This is a genomic window from Pontibaca salina (assembly GCF_016307205.1).
GTDB classification, from domain to species: Bacteria; Pseudomonadota; Alphaproteobacteria; order Rhodobacterales; family Rhodobacteraceae; genus Pontibaca; species Pontibaca salina.
Window position 1 is genome coordinate 37,748 of the sequence record NZ_JAEIJD010000014.1, and the last position, 18,618, is coordinate 56,365.

The 18,618-nt window shown below is 58.9% G+C and carries 19 protein-coding genes and 3 pseudogenes; 4 read left to right on the forward strand and 18 right to left on the reverse strand.

Annotated elements, in window-relative coordinates; all coding sequences use genetic code 11:
* Window positions 1–303: 303 nt before the first annotated feature.
* Complete coding sequence (locus JAO82_RS13120; protein WP_198686849.1) at window positions 304–774, reverse strand: YcnI family copper-binding membrane protein; 471 nt, start codon at window positions 772–774, stop codon at window positions 304–306.
* A 307-nt stretch (window positions 775–1,081) separates the two neighbouring features.
* Here JAO82_RS13120 and JAO82_RS14325 point away from each other — a divergent pair.
* Window positions 1,082–1,279, forward strand: a pseudogene (locus tag JAO82_RS14325) (integrase core domain-containing protein); the annotation flags it as partial.
* Between the two features lie 102 nt (window positions 1,280–1,381).
* On the opposite strand, the gene JAO82_RS14330 reads toward JAO82_RS14325, so the two are convergent.
* The 15 genes and pseudogenes from JAO82_RS14330 to JAO82_RS13195 all read right to left on the reverse strand — a co-directional run bounded on the left by JAO82_RS14330 (window position 1,382) and on the right by JAO82_RS13195 (window position 13,609).
* A complete protein-coding gene (locus JAO82_RS14330) occupies window positions 1,382–1,672 on the reverse strand; it encodes a DUF6525 family protein (RefSeq protein ID WP_269812840.1) in 291 nt (96 codons plus the stop codon).
* Window positions 1,672–2,307, reverse strand: a complete 636-nt coding sequence (locus JAO82_RS13130; protein ID WP_198686850.1) for a DUF1826 domain-containing protein — start codon at window positions 2,305–2,307, stop codon at window positions 1,672–1,674. Before JAO82_RS13130 ends, JAO82_RS14330 begins: the two co-directional genes overlap by 1 nt.
* Window positions 2,304–3,515 carry a GTP-binding protein gene (locus tag JAO82_RS13135; RefSeq protein WP_198686851.1) on the reverse strand — a complete coding sequence of 404 codons (1,212 nt, stop codon included), beginning with the start codon at window positions 3,513–3,515 and terminating at the stop codon, window positions 2,304–2,306. The genes JAO82_RS13130 and JAO82_RS13135 overlap by 4 nt, the downstream gene beginning before the upstream one ends.
* Window positions 3,512–4,603: a CobW family GTP-binding protein gene (locus JAO82_RS13140; protein WP_198686852.1), complete on the reverse strand. Its 1,092-nt coding sequence runs from the start codon at window positions 4,601–4,603 to the stop codon at window positions 3,512–3,514. The genes JAO82_RS13135 and JAO82_RS13140 overlap by 4 nt, the downstream gene beginning before the upstream one ends.
* Before the next feature lies 1 nt (window position 4,604).
* Window positions 4,605–5,567, reverse strand: coding sequence for a metal ABC transporter solute-binding protein, Zn/Mn family (locus JAO82_RS13145; RefSeq protein WP_198686853.1), 963 nt, complete (start codon window positions 5,565–5,567; stop codon window positions 4,605–4,607).
* A 12-nt stretch (window positions 5,568–5,579) separates the two neighbouring features.
* Window positions 5,580–6,449, reverse strand: coding sequence for a metal ABC transporter permease (locus JAO82_RS13150; protein WP_198686854.1), 870 nt, complete (start codon window positions 6,447–6,449; stop codon window positions 5,580–5,582).
* The gene (gene aztA, locus JAO82_RS13155; protein WP_232897402.1) at window positions 6,446–7,189 is read right to left on the reverse strand and encodes a zinc ABC transporter ATP-binding protein AztA; all 744 of its coding nucleotides are present in this window, start codon (window positions 7,187–7,189) and stop codon (window positions 6,446–6,448) included. The genes JAO82_RS13150 and aztA overlap by 4 nt, the downstream gene beginning before the upstream one ends.
* A gap of 124 nt (window positions 7,190–7,313) precedes the next feature.
* Window positions 7,314–7,715 (reverse strand): hypothetical protein, encoded by a 402-nt coding sequence (locus JAO82_RS13160; RefSeq protein WP_198686855.1) that lies wholly within the window; start codon window positions 7,713–7,715, stop codon window positions 7,314–7,316.
* 619 nt (window positions 7,716–8,334) lie between these two features.
* Window positions 8,335–8,841, reverse strand: a pseudogene (locus JAO82_RS14490) (ABC transporter ATP-binding protein); the annotation flags it as partial.
* Window positions 8,838–9,878 (reverse strand): FecCD family ABC transporter permease, encoded by a 1,041-nt coding sequence (locus tag JAO82_RS13170; RefSeq protein WP_198686857.1) that lies wholly within the window; start codon window positions 9,876–9,878, stop codon window positions 8,838–8,840. The gene JAO82_RS13170 and the pseudogene JAO82_RS14490, both read right to left, overlap by 4 nt.
* Window positions 9,879–9,901: 23 nt before the next feature.
* Window positions 9,902–10,297: pseudogene (locus JAO82_RS13175) on the reverse strand (ABC transporter substrate-binding protein); the annotation flags it as partial.
* Window positions 10,298–10,484: 187 nt separating this feature from the next.
* Window positions 10,485–11,366 (reverse strand): nickel/cobalt transporter, encoded by an 882-nt coding sequence (locus JAO82_RS13180; protein WP_198686858.1) that lies wholly within the window; start codon window positions 11,364–11,366, stop codon window positions 10,485–10,487.
* A complete protein-coding gene (locus tag JAO82_RS13185) occupies window positions 11,357–12,004 on the reverse strand; it encodes a DUF1007 family protein (protein ID WP_332872534.1) in 648 nt (215 codons plus the stop codon). The genes JAO82_RS13180 and JAO82_RS13185 overlap by 10 nt, the downstream gene beginning before the upstream one ends.
* Before the next feature lie 2 nt (window positions 12,005–12,006).
* Window positions 12,007–12,282 carry a metal ABC transporter solute-binding protein, Zn/Mn family gene (locus JAO82_RS13190; protein ID WP_332872533.1) on the reverse strand — a complete coding sequence of 92 codons (276 nt, stop codon included), beginning with the start codon at window positions 12,280–12,282 and terminating at the stop codon, window positions 12,007–12,009.
* A 400-nt stretch (window positions 12,283–12,682) separates the two neighbouring features.
* The gene (locus tag JAO82_RS13195) at window positions 12,683–13,609 is read right to left on the reverse strand and encodes a cation diffusion facilitator family transporter (protein WP_198686861.1); all 927 of its coding nucleotides are present in this window, start codon (window positions 13,607–13,609) and stop codon (window positions 12,683–12,685) included.
* 351 nt (window positions 13,610–13,960) lie between these two features.
* Here JAO82_RS13195 and JAO82_RS13200 point away from each other — a divergent pair, with 351 nt between their 5' ends.
* On the forward strand, window positions 13,961–14,659 hold the full coding sequence (locus JAO82_RS13200; protein ID WP_232897403.1) for a tyrosine-type recombinase/integrase: 699 nt from the start codon (window positions 13,961–13,963) through the stop codon (window positions 14,657–14,659).
* 84 nt (window positions 14,660–14,743) lie between these two features.
* Here JAO82_RS13200 and JAO82_RS13205 read toward each other — a convergent pair whose 3' ends face one another.
* On the reverse strand, window positions 14,744–15,499 hold the full coding sequence (locus tag JAO82_RS13205) for an enoyl-CoA hydratase/isomerase family protein (RefSeq protein WP_198686862.1): 756 nt from the start codon (window positions 15,497–15,499) through the stop codon (window positions 14,744–14,746).
* Window positions 15,500–15,512: 13 nt separating this feature from the next.
* A complete protein-coding gene (locus tag JAO82_RS13210) occupies window positions 15,513–16,838 on the reverse strand; it encodes a phenylacetate--CoA ligase family protein (protein WP_198686863.1) in 1,326 nt (441 codons plus the stop codon).
* Window positions 16,839–16,919: 81 nt separating this feature from the next.
* Here JAO82_RS13210 and JAO82_RS13215 point away from each other — a divergent pair, with 81 nt between their 5' ends.
* Together JAO82_RS13215 and JAO82_RS13220 are read left to right on the forward strand one after the other, a co-directional pair.
* Window positions 16,920–17,840: a LysR substrate-binding domain-containing protein gene (locus tag JAO82_RS13215; RefSeq protein ID WP_198686864.1), complete on the forward strand. Its 921-nt coding sequence runs from the start codon at window positions 16,920–16,922 to the stop codon at window positions 17,838–17,840.
* A gap of 347 nt (window positions 17,841–18,187) precedes the next feature.
* Window positions 18,188–18,598, forward strand: a complete 411-nt coding sequence (locus JAO82_RS13220; protein WP_198686865.1) for a hypothetical protein — start codon at window positions 18,188–18,190, stop codon at window positions 18,596–18,598.
* The last annotated feature ends 20 nt before the right edge of the window (window positions 18,599–18,618 follow it).

The window sequence follows — 18,618 nt, forward strand, 5'->3', positions numbered from 1 at the left end:
GTCGAGCCCGCCGTGCAAGCGAGCGCGATCACGGTGCGGGCCATCAGCGCCCCGCCGTGACGCCGACCACGTCGCTGAAACGCAGCGTCACGTTATCAGGCAAGGCATAAAACAGAACTTCGGCGACCGAAGTCGCTGCCCTCAAAATGCACATGCGCGAGCATGGGCGCAGGCAAGATCGCAAGCGCCAGAGCCATCACGATCGGGCCAAGGATTTCCTAAGCGATCCATTTGGGGGGTGTCACCATTCACCAGTCTCTGGACAGTGATACCGACCATCGCCGGTCCGGCAAGATCACCCTCTTAATGGCCGTTACCCGGCGCAGTGATTGTCAACCCCGGTGCGGGACCTTCCAGATCATGGGCATCCTGACCTTCGGCGGGAATCTCGATCCACCGCTCGGCTGCCGTCGCACATTCCTGAACGGCCGGAAAATAGAGCGTCGTTCCCACCGCATGCATGTCGGTCAACTTGGCCCGGAAGGAAAACTGGTCGAAATGAGCATCTGGAAGCTCCCCGGCCCAGATCAGTTCCTGCACGCCCTCATTCATGGTAGTGCCATAGTAATCATAGCTGTTTTCATAAGGTCCGGTGATGATCTCAAGCGACCAGTCAGGCTTGGGCATGGGTTTGACGGCAATCACGCCTTCGGGGATTTTGACGCGCAGTTTCTGCGTGGCCTCTGCGGCATGGGGCATCTCAAAGCTGACATGCGCAAAGGCTGCCGGGGCGGCGATCGCCAGTGCCACAAGGCTTGTCAGGATGGTCTTCATGATAATTCTCCATATAGGTTATTGGGTTGCGTGCTCCCCGCAAAGGGGCGCGCTCATTCCTGAACCTGCACCAGTGCTTTGCTGTGTTGGTTTTAATGCCAACCATGCGGCCGCTGCGTTCAATAAACACTCCGCGCTCCTTTTGCTAAGATTCGGTCAATTGGATGTCTCGGCGAAGGAAAGGTTCCCGACTATTTCTAAAAAATTAAAGACTTGCGGCGCCGTCCGCCAGCTTCCCGGCAGAGCGCCAATGCTCAACCGCCCTCATCGGCCAGCAGCACCCGTCCACCAGAGAGAATGGAGCTAAGGTAAGATCGAACGGTGGCGCCAGATCGATGCCTTTGTCGAGTATTACAACAACCAGCGCTACCACGAGAGCCTTGGAAACCTGACGCCCGCCGACGTCTAGTTTGGGCGCGCAGAGCAGATCTTGAAACAGCGAGAGAAGATCAAACGGAAAACAAGGCTCACCCGGCGCTTGCGCCATCAAACTGAAAACGCATAAACTCAATTAAGAATGAGCCAGAGCCTCCAAACGAAAGCACGCTCCGATGCCTCAAATTATCTGACGACGGACACCACCGCATCAGTTCACAGCTACATTCAGTCATTGATCCACCTTATCCGCAGCGCGAGGGTGATCTCTACCCCAAACCTTCCCAGCGTCCTTGGCGACAAGTCTCTCTTGAAGCCGGTTAAGTTCCTGCAGTGCGCTGGCCCTGTCGCTTGTGCGCGCCACCGCCTTATCAAATGCGCGCCGGACCGACCGGGGTCGCCACGGTAAGATGGCGGAGGCCAGCCATGCGCGCAGTTCTGCCGGCAGTCGGTCATACTCGCGCATGGGATCCTCGCTGCGCCGTTTAAGCTTCAGGCTGGTGGTCCCCCGGTTCCCTGCCATCAGGCGCCATCCTCGCGGTCGTCAATCGGATCGAGGACCAGAACCGAACGCGTCTCACCCGTCCCTGAAATGGGTGGCGAGCGGTGCAGCAGGCCCGATTTCGGATGCTCGGGCCAAAGAGTGCCGCGCATCAGGATCGGCGACCCAGCCGGAACGGTGAATATCCGTCCCGGTTCGGCGCCGTCGGTCGAGATGCCGTACTGGGTTCCGGTCCCCCGATACGTGCAGATGAGCCGTGCTGTGACCGCGTCGGTGTGGAACTTCCAGCACGCATTCGTCGTCACCACGTCCAGCCGCAAGCGCAACCACTTGGCCCGCATCACTCCAGAAAAAACATCAGCAAGTGCCGCGATGTCATCCACGAGACGGTCGCGCTCAGCACCTGCCGGCGTCCTCGATGCCTCACAGATCTGCAAAGCTGCGTCGCGCACCGCGTCCGGGCGCAGGATCATCCGCGCTCGGGGGAGTTCCTCGGGGTCCAGTGCGTCGATCCAGGTCTGGAATTCCGGCACCTGCTGCCGCGGCCAGATCGCCGCCGCACAGCTTGGACTGCGGATCACTGACAGCGTTTCGGGGGACTTCGCGACGCCGACGCCAATAACAGCGTCCTTTACCACCTCTCGAGCCGGGTTCATGCTGCGGCTTCCGCGCGCCGCCAAAGCGGAAACGGATCTGGCAGGTCAGGCAGTGCGTCGGGTCCGGATGCCACGGCATCCGGCAGCAACGCGCTGTCGAGGCGGTCTTTGAGGGCAGGCCAATCGATTCCCGCTCCGATAAAGACGATTTCCTGCCGACGGTCGCCCCACGGCTCCTGCCAATGGGCCTGCAGATAGGTGCGGGCACCGTCGTGATCGGGCCAGCGCTCTTTTGGAACGACGGCCCACCAAGTGCCGAGCGGCTTAACCGAAGAAAGCGCCCCGGCGAGGCTGAACTCGGCCACCCAATCGGGGCGTGTGGCAATCCAGAAATGCCCCTTGGCGCGGATCACGCCCGGCATTTCACCGTTCAGGACCGACAAGATCTTCTCGGGGATGAACGGCCGCCGCGCCCGGTAGACGTAGCTGGCAACCCCGTATTCCTCAATCTCGGGAACGTGATCGGCAAAGCCGTAGAGCTCCTTCGCCCACATCGGATGTTCGTGGGCTTTCTCGAAATCGAACAGGCCGGTGTCGAGGATCGCTTCGGCTGCGACATCCGAGTGGTTGGTCTCGATGATCCGCGCATCCGCGTTCAGGCTGCGGATGATCTTGCGTGCCGCGTCGGTGCGCTCCGGCCCTGCATCGGTGACCTTGTTGAGAATTACGACGTCGGCGAACTCAATCTGCTCGACCAGAAGATTGACCAGCGTGCGCTCGTCCTCCTCACCCATGGTCTCGCCCCGATCGCGCAGGAAGTCGTGGCTGGAATAGTCCTTCAGCAGGTTCACCGCATCCACGATTGTGACCATCGTGTCGAGGCGGGAGACGTCCGAAAGGCTCGCGCCGGCCTCGTCGCGGAAATCAAATGTCGCTGCGACCGGCAGCGGCTCGGAAATGCCGGTGGACTCGATCAGCAGGTAATCGAAACGGCCCTCGGTGGCGAGCCGACGCACCTCGTCCAGCAGATCATCGCGTAGAGTGCAGCAGATGCAACCGTTTGACATTTCCACAAGCGTCTCGTTGGTGCGGCTGAGTTCGGTATCAGCGCGCACCAGATCGGCGTCGATATTCACTTCGGACATATCGTTGACGATCACCGCGACGCGCCGTCCGTCGCGGTTGTTCAGCACACGATTGAGCAGCGTCGTTTTGCCGGCGCCGAGAAAGCCGGACAGCACGGTAACGGGAAGGCGGGTGTCTGTCATAGAAGGAATACCTCTTTCTGAATGTCGTCTGTTTCCTCACGCGGCGAGCGCGCACGCAGCATGTCGAGGCTGCGTTGAAGTTCCGGGCGGGAAATGTCGCGGGCGATCACGACGATGCGTGAGCGGCGGTCGCCACCGGGCCAATCGTGCAGCGGTACCGGTGGGTCGAAGATGTGCTGCACACCATGGAAGACGAAGGGCATTTCGATATCCTCGAGGAAAACAATGCCCTTAACGCGCAGGATGTCGGGGCCGCGCAGCGCGATCAATGTGTCGAGCCAAAGATCGAAGACGGCGTCGGGGATCGGGACATCGAGGATGATCGAGGCGCTTCCGATGCGGACGTCATGTGGCGATGTCGGCATCTGCGTGCTCTTAGCCTTAGCCAGGCCGGAGAGGTTTGCGAGCGGGTCCTTCATCACTGCCGGCGCGCGAGCCCACTCCAAAACATCGGCGGGCTTGGCGCTTTGGCGCAAACCGCTGAGCCCCCAGAGTTGCTGAGACGCACCCGCGCCTTTGACAGCATGCAGAATGCGCACACCGGGGTTGATTGCTCGGAGGCGCTCTTCGATTTTAACCACTTGGTCAGGCGCCACGAGGTCGGTCTTGCTCAGCACGATCAGATCGGCCATCGCCACCTGCGACACGGCCTCGAATTGCGCATCCAGCGTCGCGGGGCCATTCGCGGCGTCCGCCACAGTGACAACGCCGTCCATGCGCGTTCGCTGCGCCAGAAACGGATCGACCAGAAGCGTTTGCAGGATAGGGCCGGGATCGGCGAGGCCCGTGGTTTCGATCACGACACGCTCAAAAGCCAGTTCCCCGGTATCGCGCCGGGCGAGAAGGCCCGCCATGCTGCGCGCGAGATCGCCCCGCACAGAACAGCACAGACAGCCCGACTGCATCAGCACAATCTCCTCACTGCTTTCCTCGATCAGATCATGGTCGAGCCCCGCCTCGCCAAATTCGTTGACGATCACAGCAATCCTTCCTGCCGACGCATCGGACAGGAGCGCATTCAGCAACGTCGTCTTGCCGGCGCCGAGAAAGCCGCTCAGCAACGTCACAGGGAGGCGGGGATCAGTCACCTCAAGACCCCAGTGCTTGCGCGAGCGTCGTCGCGTTATGGCGCATCATGTCGAGATAGGTTGGCGCCGGACCGTCCAGCTCAGAGAGCGCTTCGGGATAGAGTGTGCCGCCAATCGTGGCACCGGTCTCGTTCGCGATCTGCTCGAGCAGGCGGGTATCGGAGATATTCTCGAAGAAGACCGCGGTAATTCCTTCGTCGCGCATCTGTTCGATCAGGCGGGCGACGTCCTGCGCGGAGGCCTCGGACTCGGTGCTGATGCCGTGCGGCGCCAGAAAGGTCAGCCCGTAGTCGCGTGCGAAATACTGGAAGGCATCATGCGAGGTGACGACAGTGCGGCGATCTTCGGACAGCCCCGCAACGATGGACCCGATCTCGATGTCGAGCGCCTCAATCTCGGCGACATAGGCGGCGCGGTTTTGGTAGAATGTGACCGCGTTCTCGGGATCGGTCTGCGCCAGCGCGGCGGTGATATTGTTCACATAGGTCACCGCATTAGCCAGACTCTGCCAGGCATGCGGATCGTATGCACCATGGTCGTGATGCCCGTGCGCGTCGTCGTGGTCATCATCGCCATGCGCGTGGTCGTGCTCGTCGTGGTCATCGTCGTAGGCGATCGGCTCGATGCCTACCGTTGCCACAACATGGGTGCCATTGAAATCCGTGGCGTCGATCAGCCGGTCGATCCAGCCCTCGAATTGCAGACCATTCACCACGAGGATCTCCGCCTCGCTCACCGCGCCGGCCGCCTGCGGCGTCGGCTGGTAGACATGCGCGTCGCCATTGGGGCCGACCAGCGTCGTGACGGCCACATGCTCGGCCCCGATGCGCTCTACCATGTCACCGAGGATCGAGAAGCTAGAGACCACACGCGTCGGCTCGGCGGACTGGGCGGCGAGCGGCGCAACAAGTACCAGCGCCGCCAGTGCGGTGGCGGATTTGAGAAGGGTTCTTCGAGTTGTCATTGGAATGTCCTTTCAGGTTTCGAAGTGATGACGTGGCAGAGCGCGCACGATAAGGCCGCCCACTGGTCCGAAGACCAGCGACAGCACATAGGCGAGCCCAGCCACGAGGATGATTGCCGGCCCGGAGGGCAGACTGTAATGATAAGAGAGCAGAAGGCCGCTCAAGCTGGCGAGGATCGCAACCACTATCGCCGCGACGATCAAGCCGCCAATACCCGTCGCCCAGAACCGCGCCGCCGCTGCGGGCAGGATCATAATGCCCACGGCCATGAGCGTGCCAAGGGCCTGGAAGCTGCCGACGAGGCTGATCACAACCAATGCGAGGAAGCTGAAATGCGTCACCGCACTCAATCCACTGACCGAGCGTAGAAATTGCGGGTCGGCGCACTCCAGCACCAATGGGCGGAACAGGAGTGCGAGTGTGAAGGCTGACAGGCTGGCGAGGCTGCAGAGCAGGATCAGCGCCGCGTCATCAAGCGCCAGCACCGTGCCGAACAGCACATGCATCAGGTCCACATTGCTGCTGCGGGTCGACACTATCAGCACGCCGAGGGCGAGCGAGATCAGGTAAAAAGCCGCGAGACTGGCATCCTCCCGCAGCGCGGTCATGCGCGTCACGAATCCCGATAGCAAGGCCACGGTCATGCCGGCGATCATGCCACCGATGGTCATTGCCCCGAGCGAGAGGCCCGCAAAGAGATAGCCGACGGCGGCACCCGGCAGAATGGCGTGAGCCATGGCGTCTCCCGTCAGGCTCATCCGCCTGAGCATCAGGAACACGCCCACCGGCGACGCGCCAATAGAGATCGCGATGCAGCCGAGGAGCGCCCGGCGCATGAAGCCAAAATCGGCAAAGGGCTGAATGACCGCGTCCCAGATCATGCCGCATTCCTCACGCAGATTTCGGCATCTGTGTCCGGCGCTTCGGCCATGGACCGTGCGCGGAACTGGTTCTCGGCCGTCAGCACATCCGCCGTCGGGCCATGCGCGACAAGCTCGCGCGCCAGCATCATCGTATCGGGGAAGTATTCGCGCACCGCCTCGAAGTCGTGCAGCACGGCGAGCACCGTGCGCCCTTCGCGGTGCCAGCGCCGCACAACGCCAAGAAGGTCTGCTGTGGTGCGAACGTCGATCGCAGTGAACGGCTCATCAAGCAGCACCAGCTGCGCATCCTGAAGAAGGACACGCGCAAAAAGTGCGCGCTGCATCTGACCGCCCGATAGCGATCCAATAGGGCGCCCCTCGAAACCCGTCAGGCCCACGGCCGAAATCGCGTCGGCGACGCGGCCGCGCTGCTGCGGGTGCAGCCGACCAAAGGGACCGATCTCGCGCCAGAGCCCCATCGCAACCAGATCAAGCACCGATATCGGGAAGGAGCGATCTATATCCGATTGCTGGGGGAGATAGGCAATGTCGTCGCGGCCGAGCGCACCGAAGGTAATCCGACCTTCCAGCGGCGTGAGCGTCCCCGTCACCCCCTTCAAGAGCGTCGACTTTCCGGCACCATTCGGGCCGACAATGGCCGTCAGACTGCCCTCGGCGATCTCGGCTTGAAGGTGATGTACCGCCGGGTGACGGTCATAGCCAAGCGTCAGGTTCTGGAATTTAAGCACAGCGGTCATCGCGCCCCCGGCGTCGAAGTGGCCCAGAAAAAGCCAGCCCAAAGCAGAGACACGACCAGCGCCACGCCGATCAAGCGGGGCACAGCGCCAAGAAGGAGCAGACGAAACATTGCTCTTTGATCCGTCATGCCGGCACCTCTCCTGCACCAAAGGATGGAAAGCGCCTACGGATCTCGGCCGCGTGGTGTGATGGGTGAAAGCCGAATTTCCCGGCAATACTAGAAAGTTCTGTGCGCAGGTCTGGCGCGACTCTCTTCTTAACAGACCCGCAATTATCCCAGATCGATAGGATGGGTACATGCTGGTGCCGGACGCGCTGGCTGGCAATGAAGGCGCTCATCGAGTCGAGGCAGCTCACGCGCCTATATTGCGTCAGCGCGGCACGTGCCCGGTAGGTCGAAGGCGATGCGATCTTGAGATTGCTCGCGCGCAGCTCGCTGAACAGGTTGTCGGCGAACAGCGAATCATCGCGGCGTCGTAGTGTCTCCAGCACATCCATCTGCATTTTCTTTCTTCCCTTGCCCAAGATCCGCCTCCGTACATTCACGGGGGGACCCATATGCAATGTTATCACATAACACAAGTCCAGCAGAAAATAAGGCGCCTGGCGTCAATGCTCCTCATCCAGTTCAGCACGCTTACGCCTGATTCCGCATCACCGTGTAGTCGCCCGTGATCGCGACGACGGCCGATCCATCCGGCAGCATCTTCGATGCTTCTGCCGCATTTTGCGACCGGCGGCCTTGCCGCCACGAGGCATCCACCGCATCGGCTCAGGCAGCTATGACGAGTTAATTAAGTCTTGGCAGCAGTTACAGTCTGACAATACCGGACACCTCAGAATACCCTAATCGGGGCGCACATTACTTGCGCGTCCTCTCTGTTTCACACCCAAGACACTGAAAGCGGAACAGGGTTGAATTATCGGCTGGATCGCGCAGCGGGGTGGCGCGGACCCGAAAGATGGCGGCAAGACGTTCAGGGGTTAGCACCTCTGCTGGTGAACCGCAGGCGATAAGGTGCCCGCTTTCCATCACGCCCAGCCGGTCGCACTCCATAGCTTGGTTAAGGTCATGCAGCGCCAGGATCACTGTGACCGGCAAACGGCTGACCAGTCGCAAAAGGGCAAGCTGGTGATGAATATCCAGATGGTTTGTCGGCTCATCGAGCAGTAAAAGGCGGGGGCGCTGCGCAAGTGCGCGGGCTATCTGCACTCTTTGACGTTCGCCGCCTGATAACGTGGACCACCCCTGCGCGACACGGTCTGCCATTCCAACAGCGTCCAGTGCTTCGCGCACGATATCGGCGTCTTGAGGCCCGAACGGGACAACTGCCGAAAGCCATGGTGTCCGGCCCAGTTCCACCACATCGCACACGCTCAATGCATCCGACGTCTCGACCTGCTGTTCCACAAATGCAATGCGCCGGGCTACTTCCTGGCGGGACAAGCTCACCAACGGAACATCATTCAGCAGGACCGAGCCTTCGGCACGCGGCACCAATCCCGCCATCAGGCGCAGTAACGTGGATTTACCAGAACCATTTGGCCCAATAAGGCCAAAGGTCTCGCCGGGCGCAATATCCAGCGTCACATCTGACACGATTTGACGCGCCCCTGCTGCCCAGCCAAGCGCTGTTGTTGCCAGTCTCATAACCGCCTCCGGTTATGAATAATAATCAGTGCGAAGCCGGGTGCGCCGACAAGTGCCGTCACCACCCCGATTGGGATCACTTGACCGGGGATCAACATGCGCGAGACGAAATCGGTCGCTATCAGAAACACCGCCCCTGCCAGCGCCGAAGCCGGGATTAAACGTGCATGACGCGGACCTACTACCAAGCGTATCGCATGAGGGATCACCAACCCGACAAACCCGATGGAACCCACAAGGCTGACCATGGTTGCCGTCATCAGCGTTGCCACGCCGATCAGCATGACCTGCACACGCCGCACGGAAACCCCAAGCGATGCAGCGGCATTTGCACCAAAAGAAAATGCATCCATCGAGCGCACGAACGCCAAGCATACCAAAAGACCGAACCCCGCCGCGGGTAACGCTAGCCAGACATCAGGCCAGCGTACCACCGAAAGATTTCCCAAGAGCCAGAACATGATGCCACGTGCCTGTTCGGCATTCGCGGATTTAGCAATGAGAAAAGATGTTATCGCATTGAATAGCGCAGATCCGGCGACACCTGCCAGCACCAGTTGGGCCGAGCCACCCCCCGCCGCGCGAGCCAAGGCAGCCACCAGTATAAACGCGAGAACCGCGCCTGCGAACGCGCCGCCTGAGATACCAATCATCCCGCCGCCCAACCCAAGGATCGTTACTGCGACCGCCCCAGTAGAGGCCCCCGCAGACACACCCAAAAGGTAGGGGTCGGCCAGCGCATTGCGCACCAATGCTTGCAATACCACTCCTGAGAGCGCCAAACCTGCACCACAGGCCGCCGCGACCAGCGTGCGCGGCAAGCGGTAATTCCAGATAATACCGGCATCAATCAGGTCGACCTCATATCCGGCACCCCACAGATTGTTGGCAGTAACCGCTGCCACCATTGGAAGCGGCAACGGTGTTTCGCCAATGGCAACCCCGGCAAGGACTGCCGCCAATAGAACGATGCCTCCCGGCACGCCCCACAGCGCCACTGGACGCAGCAGTGCTCTCAACACAGTTTTGCGCGGCATTACGCCGGATACCAATGGATAGCTCACTCCAATTCAAACGCTTGTAGCGCCTCGGCCAATGTTTCCAAAGCATCCACATTGCGGATCGAGGGGTCCATAGAATGGCCGTCAAGAATAACAATGCGGTCATTTTTCACCGCATCCATTTGGCTGGTTACTGGGTCTGACTTCAGGAACTCCAGTTTCTTTTCCACATCATCCGCCGGGAATCGGCGACGCTCCATCCGGGCCAGCACGACAATGGAGGGATTGGCGCGTGCGATGCTTTCCCAACTGACAGTTGGCCATTCCTCATCGCTTTGCACGACGTTTCTTAGGCCCAGTTTTTCCATCATATATCCAGGGACACCTTTGGCTCCTGCAACATAGGGGTCAATGTCCAACTCGGCAGATGAGAACCAGAATACGGACGAAACATCGGCCACATGAGGAACGCAGTCGCCTGATCAGAAGCCCACTCAAGGGCACCACCTGAGGGATGGTTTTTCGCCTGCTGATTTGGCTGATGACCAGCCTCTGGCAGGTAATCGCTCTGCTAATAACACCTGCCAGAGCGGAACCATACGCCGCGATGGCCGCATAAAGCCATTGTTTAGCTCGACCCCATTAGCTCAGATATGGCAGCAACATGCCGATACTGACGGCGGCAATCACGATTCCACCTGTAACATGCAGCGCGGCGGAGACGGTGTGAACGCCATTGCCGCCTCGCGCGGTAAGTCCCGCAAGTCGCCGCGCCGCAACGCCAGAGATGGCAATCGTCAGGTTGAACGCGGCAGTCCCAAGCCCCATCGCGATTACCGCAAGACATCCTATAGCGAAGGCGTTGAAACGTGCCGCGATAACGAGAACGAAGAGAGCGCCCGTGCAAGGTCTCATCACGATGCTGGCAATCAACGCGATCGCATCGCGGGCCGAGGTAAGCGTCGTCACGTCATTGACGCTTGGACCGTGCGCATGACCACAGCAGACGTGTGCTGTATGCTTGTGTTGGCCCATTCTGTGCCACGTCCGTAGACCCCGTAAGATCAGAACTCCGCCAATCGCAGCAATCGCTGCATAACTCGCGGGCGCGAGCCAGATTTCGGTTATGTTCGCCAATTCACCAGACTGTATTTGCAGCAGGAAAACGAGGCTTCCCACCAATAAGATGGCTGTCGCGGCCTGAGCGAGGCTAGACAGTACAGTCAGTATGCCAAGTCGCTTCAGAGTCGCGCTACTGGCAAGGGCCGCCCCGCCAATCAGGACCTTCCCGTGACCTGGCCCAAGTGCATGGAAGAAACCATAGGCTGCAGTTGCACTGCACAATGTCCAGATCGCCAAGGGATCGCCGGCCTGAATACCCCGTAACGCGCCAGCCATGGCATTTTGGAACGTGCGCTGCTCGCCAGCGGCCCATTGCTGAACCTCCAACCACGGTACAAAGCTCCACCCGGTGGCACCAATTACCAACACGCACAGGATAATTATTCCGAATTTCACCCACATGTCAGGCGAACCTCATCAGAAAAGAGACGTCCGACATTCTGCTGTGTGGGCATTTCTTCGCGCGACAGGGCGGCAAGCAGCTGTTGCAGTTCACTTTCTGCTGCGCTTGGCTCAAATGAAATGATTTGTGCATAGCAGTCTTCTGGTAGTTTTTGGCCGTCGTTCGCTGGCAGGATAGTATAGGCGTAATAGAATACGGGGTCATATAGACGCAGAATAGCAGGCGTACTGTCGATGGTGACAGGCTGTGACAAGGGCAGTTCGAAAGACACTTCCAACCGATTTTTCTCAAGTGTGACCACCGCAGCTTCGGGTCGCCCAAGCGGGTAATCTTGTCCGGCGACTTCGAGGTAGGTATCGCCTTTGTATTCCGGACCCCAATTCGTTTCACCCTCTATGACCGCCGCTCGGTCTTCGTCGTTCAGAAAACCGTCACCGTCTTTGTCCAAACTCAGCGTTTCAAAGAGGATCAGCGTCGTAAATTCATCATAGGTCCACGATATATGAAGCGCCCTTAAGTGCCCGCTGTCATCAAAGATGAACCCTGTGCGGGCATCAACGAAGACATGAGGATGTGCCTTGGCAGGATCACCAAGGCACATCAGACAAAGCAACAGGCTCCAGAAACTACGTACCACGCTCAACCTGTGTTTTGGTTTCGGTCAATGCCCTTCCAGAACAGATCCGCGACTTGCAAAGACTGCGTTTCAGATGGGCGAAGGCTGTATTGATGTGGGGTGGTTCCCTGTCGCATTATCAAGTTAGGCGTGCCGAGTCCTCCCATCAACCGCGCGACCAATGAGTGTACAGGGGCAATATCAGCAGCAATTTTGGAGACGTTCGCAAAAGCTGCGCCACCCATCAAAATAGCGGTGAATGTAAGGGAAAGAGGGTTTCTCGACATCGGGCTCTCCATGTAATCTCACTGCTTTACGGATGAGCTATCTGAGGTGTGATAATATGACAAGTGACGACGGCAAACTAAACACCGAAGACGGTCCTCTGTTGTTTGACGTCAGCACTCGTGGGACAGATTTGAGGATTTGAACAACGTCACACCAGCCGACGTATACTTTGGCAGGGACAAAGCCATTCTAAGAGAAAGGGAGAAAATCAAGAAACAGACAATCCAATGCCGCCGCTTGCAACATCAAAAACAAGCCGCATAATCAGTCACGCAACCGAACCAGAGCCTCCAATGTTCAAGCCGCTCTGATGTCCCATTTTATATGACGACGGACAATCCAGGATTGTAGCAGCTCTCCGATTACTGAGATTTAAGTCCGAGTTGCAACGCTCGCATCAGATCAATTCGGTCAACCAGCGCGATCGGGGTCGGTGGTGAAGGCGATGGTCAACCAGCGCTGGCGAGGATCACCGCCGACAGCAGCGCCTATACGGTCGCGGAGCGCGTCCCATTCTTCGAGTCGGCGTGGCGGTTGATCGGTGGGAACGATAAAATACAGCTCGATCTGCGTACCACGACCCACGCGAGCGGCATAGGCGCGATGGCCGCGAAAGCCCTCTTCGCTCATGATTTCATCGGCGACCCGCTCAACCTTTTGCAACAGATCGTCTGGGGTTATCAGCAGCACCTCGGCCACCGCGCGACGCAGTGTGCGGATCGGAACGGGCACCAATACCAGCCCAACCAGCAGCAGCACCGCCGGGTCGATATAGGGCAAAAGCCAACTGTAATCCGAGCCGTCAAGCATATATCCGATCGCAAAGGCAATCAGCAGCGACAACGTGATGCCGCCCGCCATTATCCAGCCCTGCACGTCCATTTTGATGAAGTCAGACCCGATCCGGCGATTGGCGCGATGCTCATACCAGCCCATTCCTGCGCATATGGCGAAGACAGCCACTGCGTAGGCAATAGCGGGACCAAATTCAATCGTCCGCCCGCCGCTGAGCAAGCTCATCACGGCGCTGAAAATAGCATAGATGGTGACACTCAGAAGGAGCGTTGCGTTCAGCGTCAGAACCAAGGGCTCAAGATGCCAAAAGCCCATGCTGAATCGACGACGAAGATGCTCGGGTAAATCATTTGTAACCGTTGAGCGTGTAATCAGCCGCGCGACAAATAACGACAGCACCGTCATCGCTGCATCGACCAGCGAGAATACGCCATCGAACAGGATCGCGAATGAACCCGACCCGATGCCAAACACGATGCCGAGCACAGATACCAGCAGGATCGCAACGAGCGATCGCTTCAAGATTGTTTCTTCGGTCGGCATTTGGATCCTGTTTCTGCTCGTTGAGTTCCGCATCAAATAAAACGGAACATCAGAGCGGTTTGAGTTTAGCATGAACCCCCGCTGAAGTGGTTCGTCGACGCGGTTGGCGGGATGCCCGCGTGCGATGGCCTCGAACTTGGCCTGAAGGCATCAGATCATATAGTCGATCGAGGCGGTCCTCTCGAAAAGCAGGGCGCTAAAACATTAGCGTGGTGGCAATTTGTTGGCTGTTAGCATTGGTCAAGGAAGGCTCCAAGCCGACTTCGGCTGCGGCGCAACGTCTCATGGTACGACACCTTATCAACCTCGGGTTGTCGTTGTGGGAGGGCAGGACGGATTGGAGGAGCTGTCATGGAAACACCAAACTTGGCCGCCATCCGGGCGCTTCGCCCCGCTCGGAACAAGGGGCGCACCGTCGGTCAGAAACGACCGTTGAAGCCACAGCACCTATGGGCAAGTCGCGTACGTCTTGAGCTCGCGGCGAACCATCGCGACCTTGCGCTGTTCAACATGGCCATCGATAGCAAGTTGCGAGGCTGCGATCTGGTCAAGATGAAGGTGATCGACATTATGGCGTCTGGTCAGATCAAGAGCCGGGCGTCCGTCTTGCAGAGCAAAGCCCGAAAATCAGTCCGTCTTGGGGTTTCAGAAGGCACTCGAGCCTCGGTCGCGAAGTGGATGCAGGACCCGCTGATGATTGGGTCCGAATATCTCTGGCCGGGACGGTTCCCCGAGCGCCTGCACATCTCGACGCGCAAATACGCCCGAATGGTGCGCGGCTGGGTTTCTGCAATCGGGCGGGAGTGCTCCGCCTACGGCACACACTCGATGCGGCGGAGGAAGGTCACCCAGACTTCCAAGAAAAAGGGCAACCTACGTGCAGCCCATCGCCGCCAGCACACCGGTCATGGCAATATAGATGGGTGGTCACAGGCGGGCATACAGCCTGTGACCCAAAAGGACCGCCACTGCCGGCGACGCAAGCGCGATGTAGTAGGTCACGCTCGCGGCACTGCACGAGACGACGAACGCCTGTTCCATTGCCATTAGCAAAGCTGAAAATGAGTGCAGAGTGCCAAGTATGAACGACAGCAACGCGACGCCCAACACCGGCTGTTTCGGGGTCTACGACGTTCATTTTCGACGGGATTCTATGAAATCCTTGAGCGCCTTCTGGGTGCCTTCCGAGCGGAAGCAATCGGAATCATAGGCTTCCTCAAGGGTTAGGACCGAAGCAAAATCCGCATCCGCTGCCATATAGAAAGACCGCTTAATATTGCGTAGGCCGCGTTCGGGAAATGCCGCAATCCGTTCGGCCATCTCGCGCGCAACAGGCTCAAGCTGATCGTCCGCGACCACCCGGCTAACCAGACCTACGCGCAGGGAGGCATCGGCATCGAGCATGTCGGTGCTCAGGGCCATGTCCATGGCGACACTCAGGCCAACCATTCTGGTCAGCAACCAGGTCAGGCCGCCGGTTGGGCTGAACCCCATATAGGCATCCGGCAGGCCCAGTTTTGCGGATTTTCCAGCGATGCGGATGTCGCACATCAGCGCCACCTCCAGCCCGCCGCCCAACGCAAAGCCGTTGATCGCCCCGATGATCGGCTTGTCCAGCGACAGCGCCTCGCGGGCGAGAGCCTGGTAAAGGGATGCGGCCTTGCCAAACTCCGCCTCGGTCATCTTGTCCATGGCCTTGATGTCGGCACCCACACTGAAGGCCCTGCCGGTGCCGGTTAGGACCAGCACCCTGACATCTGCATTCGTCTTGGCATCACGAAACAGATGGCGCAGCTCTTCAAGATCCGGAATGTCAAACGCGTTGAGCGCCTCGGGCCGATCGATCACCGCCCATAGAACACCGTTGTTGAGCTCTTGTTTAATGGCCATGGTGCTTTCTCCTTCAGATTGGATAATTGCGCAGAACGCGTTTGGTTTTATGTTCCGAGGCAATTGTCCCTTGTCTGACAAGCGCGACTCGCACAGCGAATGCAGCTTTGCGGCTGACCAGCGCTTCGGTCTCTCTGACCAGCGATTCATGCTCTGAATGCGGTATGTCGTGGGCAACCTCGGCAATCAGGCGCGGCGCGTAGTCAAACGGCGGCGGTGAATCGAGAGCAATCTGGAACTCGCCCGTCAGGCGCGGCAGCAGATCGTGTAAGACATCCTGCACGGCCGTGGGGAAGATGTTCACGCCCTTGACCACGAACATGTCGTCGCTGCGCCCTTGTGTGTGAAATCGAAGCCCAGTGCGCCCGCAGGCACAGCGGCTGGTCTTGATCTCGACGAAATCATGGCTGCGCAACCGCAGCAATGGCGAGGCTTGACGCCTGATCGACGTGTAGACCAGTTCGCCTTTTTCGCCGTCACGCATGGGTTTGACCGCACCGGTATCAGGGTCGATCAACTCGGGGATCACATAGCCCTGGCCGCAGAAATGCATGCCGTCATGATGTTCGCATTCAGCGCTCTGGCAGCCAAGTTCGGCAATGCCGTAGAGATCATGGGTGCTCATGCCCCACAAGTTTTCGATCTTCTGCCGATATCCCGGCACCTGCAGCCCTGCCTCGCCCGAGAAGAAGCCCTTCCTGATGTTCAGGCTCAGCGGATCGATACCGGCCTCGGCCGCGACATGGGCGAGCCGCACGGCATAGGACGGCGTCGAATAGAGGCATTTGTCGCCGGGAATGTCGGCAAACATGTCCAGCAGCGCGCGTGATTTCCCGACCCCATAGGCCAAGACGGTGGCGCCAAGATGTTCGAACGCCATGTGGTCCATAACCCCGCCGGCGTAGATCGAGTAATTGAAACAGTTCAGCACCAGATCGCCGGGGCGGCAGCCCAGTATCCAAAGCGCGCGCGCGCCCATTTCGCTATAGGCTTGGACATCTTCGCGGGTCCAACCGATAAGCATGGGTTTTCCCGACGTGCCACCGGTGCCGACCATCCGCACAATATCAGACCTTGGCGCACATTGATGCGGACCGATCAACGCCCCCTCGCGCTGTGCCCGCGCCAGATCCTTTTTCTCGGTGAACGGCACCTGTTCCAACGCTTCGTGGCAGGTGATGTCGCCGGGCCGGATCCCTGCAGCGTCAAGTTTTGCGCGGTAATAATCGGATTTCGCGTATAAATATTCGATCTGTCGGGCCAGAAGCGGCGCTTCGAAATGGCGCAACTCTTCTTCCTGCAGGGTTTCGATGTCGATGTTCCAGAAATCACCATCCATGGCCATGCCTCATGCAACGAGTATCGATGTTGCTCATCAAATCAAATGCTGGGCGTTTGTGCAGATTGAAAATTCTCATCTTTGGCATACGATGAGGTTATGGATCACTTGAGTCGTACCCTTCCACCGCTGCGCGCATTGATCGCCTTTGAGGCGGCAGCGCGATGCGGCAGTTTCACCGCCGCCGCGCGTGAGCTGAATGTCAGCCAGCCTGCGGTCAGCCGTCAGGTCAGGTCGCTGGAGGATGCGCTCGGTGTTGCAGTCTTCGCTCGCGAACATCGGCGTGTCGTGCTGACCGGCGCCGGAAAGATCTATTTTGACGCAGTGACATCCGGGTTCGCCAGAATCGTGGAAGGGGGGCGGGAGGTTGCGCAGGCCTATCAACCCAATCGCGTGACCATCTACGCCAATTACGGTCTGGCAACCTATTGGCTTATGCCGCGCCTGAGCGAGTATCAGGCGGCCAATCCCGAGGTGGATATCGCGGTGTGTACGCTTGAGTGCGAGCAACGGCTTTCCGACAGCGAACCGGAGATTGCCATTCGCTTTGGGGGCGGAAACTGGAGTGACGGAGATGTCAGGTTGCTGTTCAGGGAACGCAGCTTTCCTGTCTGCAGTCCCAGCTACCTCGATGGCAGGGCGCCGATCCGATCGGTGGCGGATCTGCTACAGCATCAGCTCTTGAGGGTGCAAACTGATTACAAGCCCTGGCTTGACTGGGTGGGGTTTTTTCGCGCATGTGGGCTGGCTGCCGGTCAACTTCGCGGCCCGACATACAACAATTACACGCTGGCCATTCAGGCTGCGATCGCCGGCAGAGGAATCGCAATCGGCTGGGACCAGATCCTGGACGACTACCTACAGCGCGACTGGCTTGTTCGACCGATTGAGCAAGTAGTCGCTACCGATCGAGGCTATTACATTGTCGCCAATCGCAAGGCGGGGTGGTGTGATGCGACCAAGGACGTGTTGGACTGGCTCAACGCCGGGTCCACCAAGTAAGCTCCGTTCTGATCGACATGCTCGGCCCTAACCGGCCTTTCGGCTTCGGCCCAGTGCCGCATCGCAGCTTCCCCAGACCGGCCATTCGTCAATCGTGCAGCATTTTCGGGACCGAAGGTCGGCAGAGCGGACGAAGCCGACTTTGACTGGTTCTGATCGAACTGCTGATTTCGGCGCTTCGCTACATCGACAGACCTGAAATAACAATCCGTAGTCGCAGCGGTCAGCTGCAACGCCGCAGAAAGAGCGCTCTTTCTGTTAGCGGTGCCCGGAAGCATTATTCCGACCGCGCTAACCCCACATCACACCTTGGAGTTGAGCAACAACTTGCCTATGTTTTGTGCCAAGTGCGCGAATTTAAGGAATTTATAGTGTCCCGTTGGTCTGACGAATTTGAAAAACATCCCATACACGAGCTATTGAATCAAGCTGACGAGTACCTGGAAACAGAAGTGGAAGACACGGACGCGGAGTTTGAGGACGAACGTCGACGACTGAAGAATGTGTTGGGCAATCTGCGCGAAGTTGTAGCCGGATTGGACCCAGAGTTTTATCCCAAACAGTTTCTAGATCAAATTCACCAGCATTTCACTCCCCATGTGCTTGGGCAGCTTCAAGCCTATTCAGCCAACCCAGCTGTTGCCCAACTGCGCGCTGCGAACGACCAAGCGACAGCGCAGGTGGCTGACCTGCCACTGAACTTTCATCCATGCGGAACCGGAGCCCGTTGGGTTGATACGCCGATTGGCGCGATGTGAGCAACCGGCAGCGGCGCGGA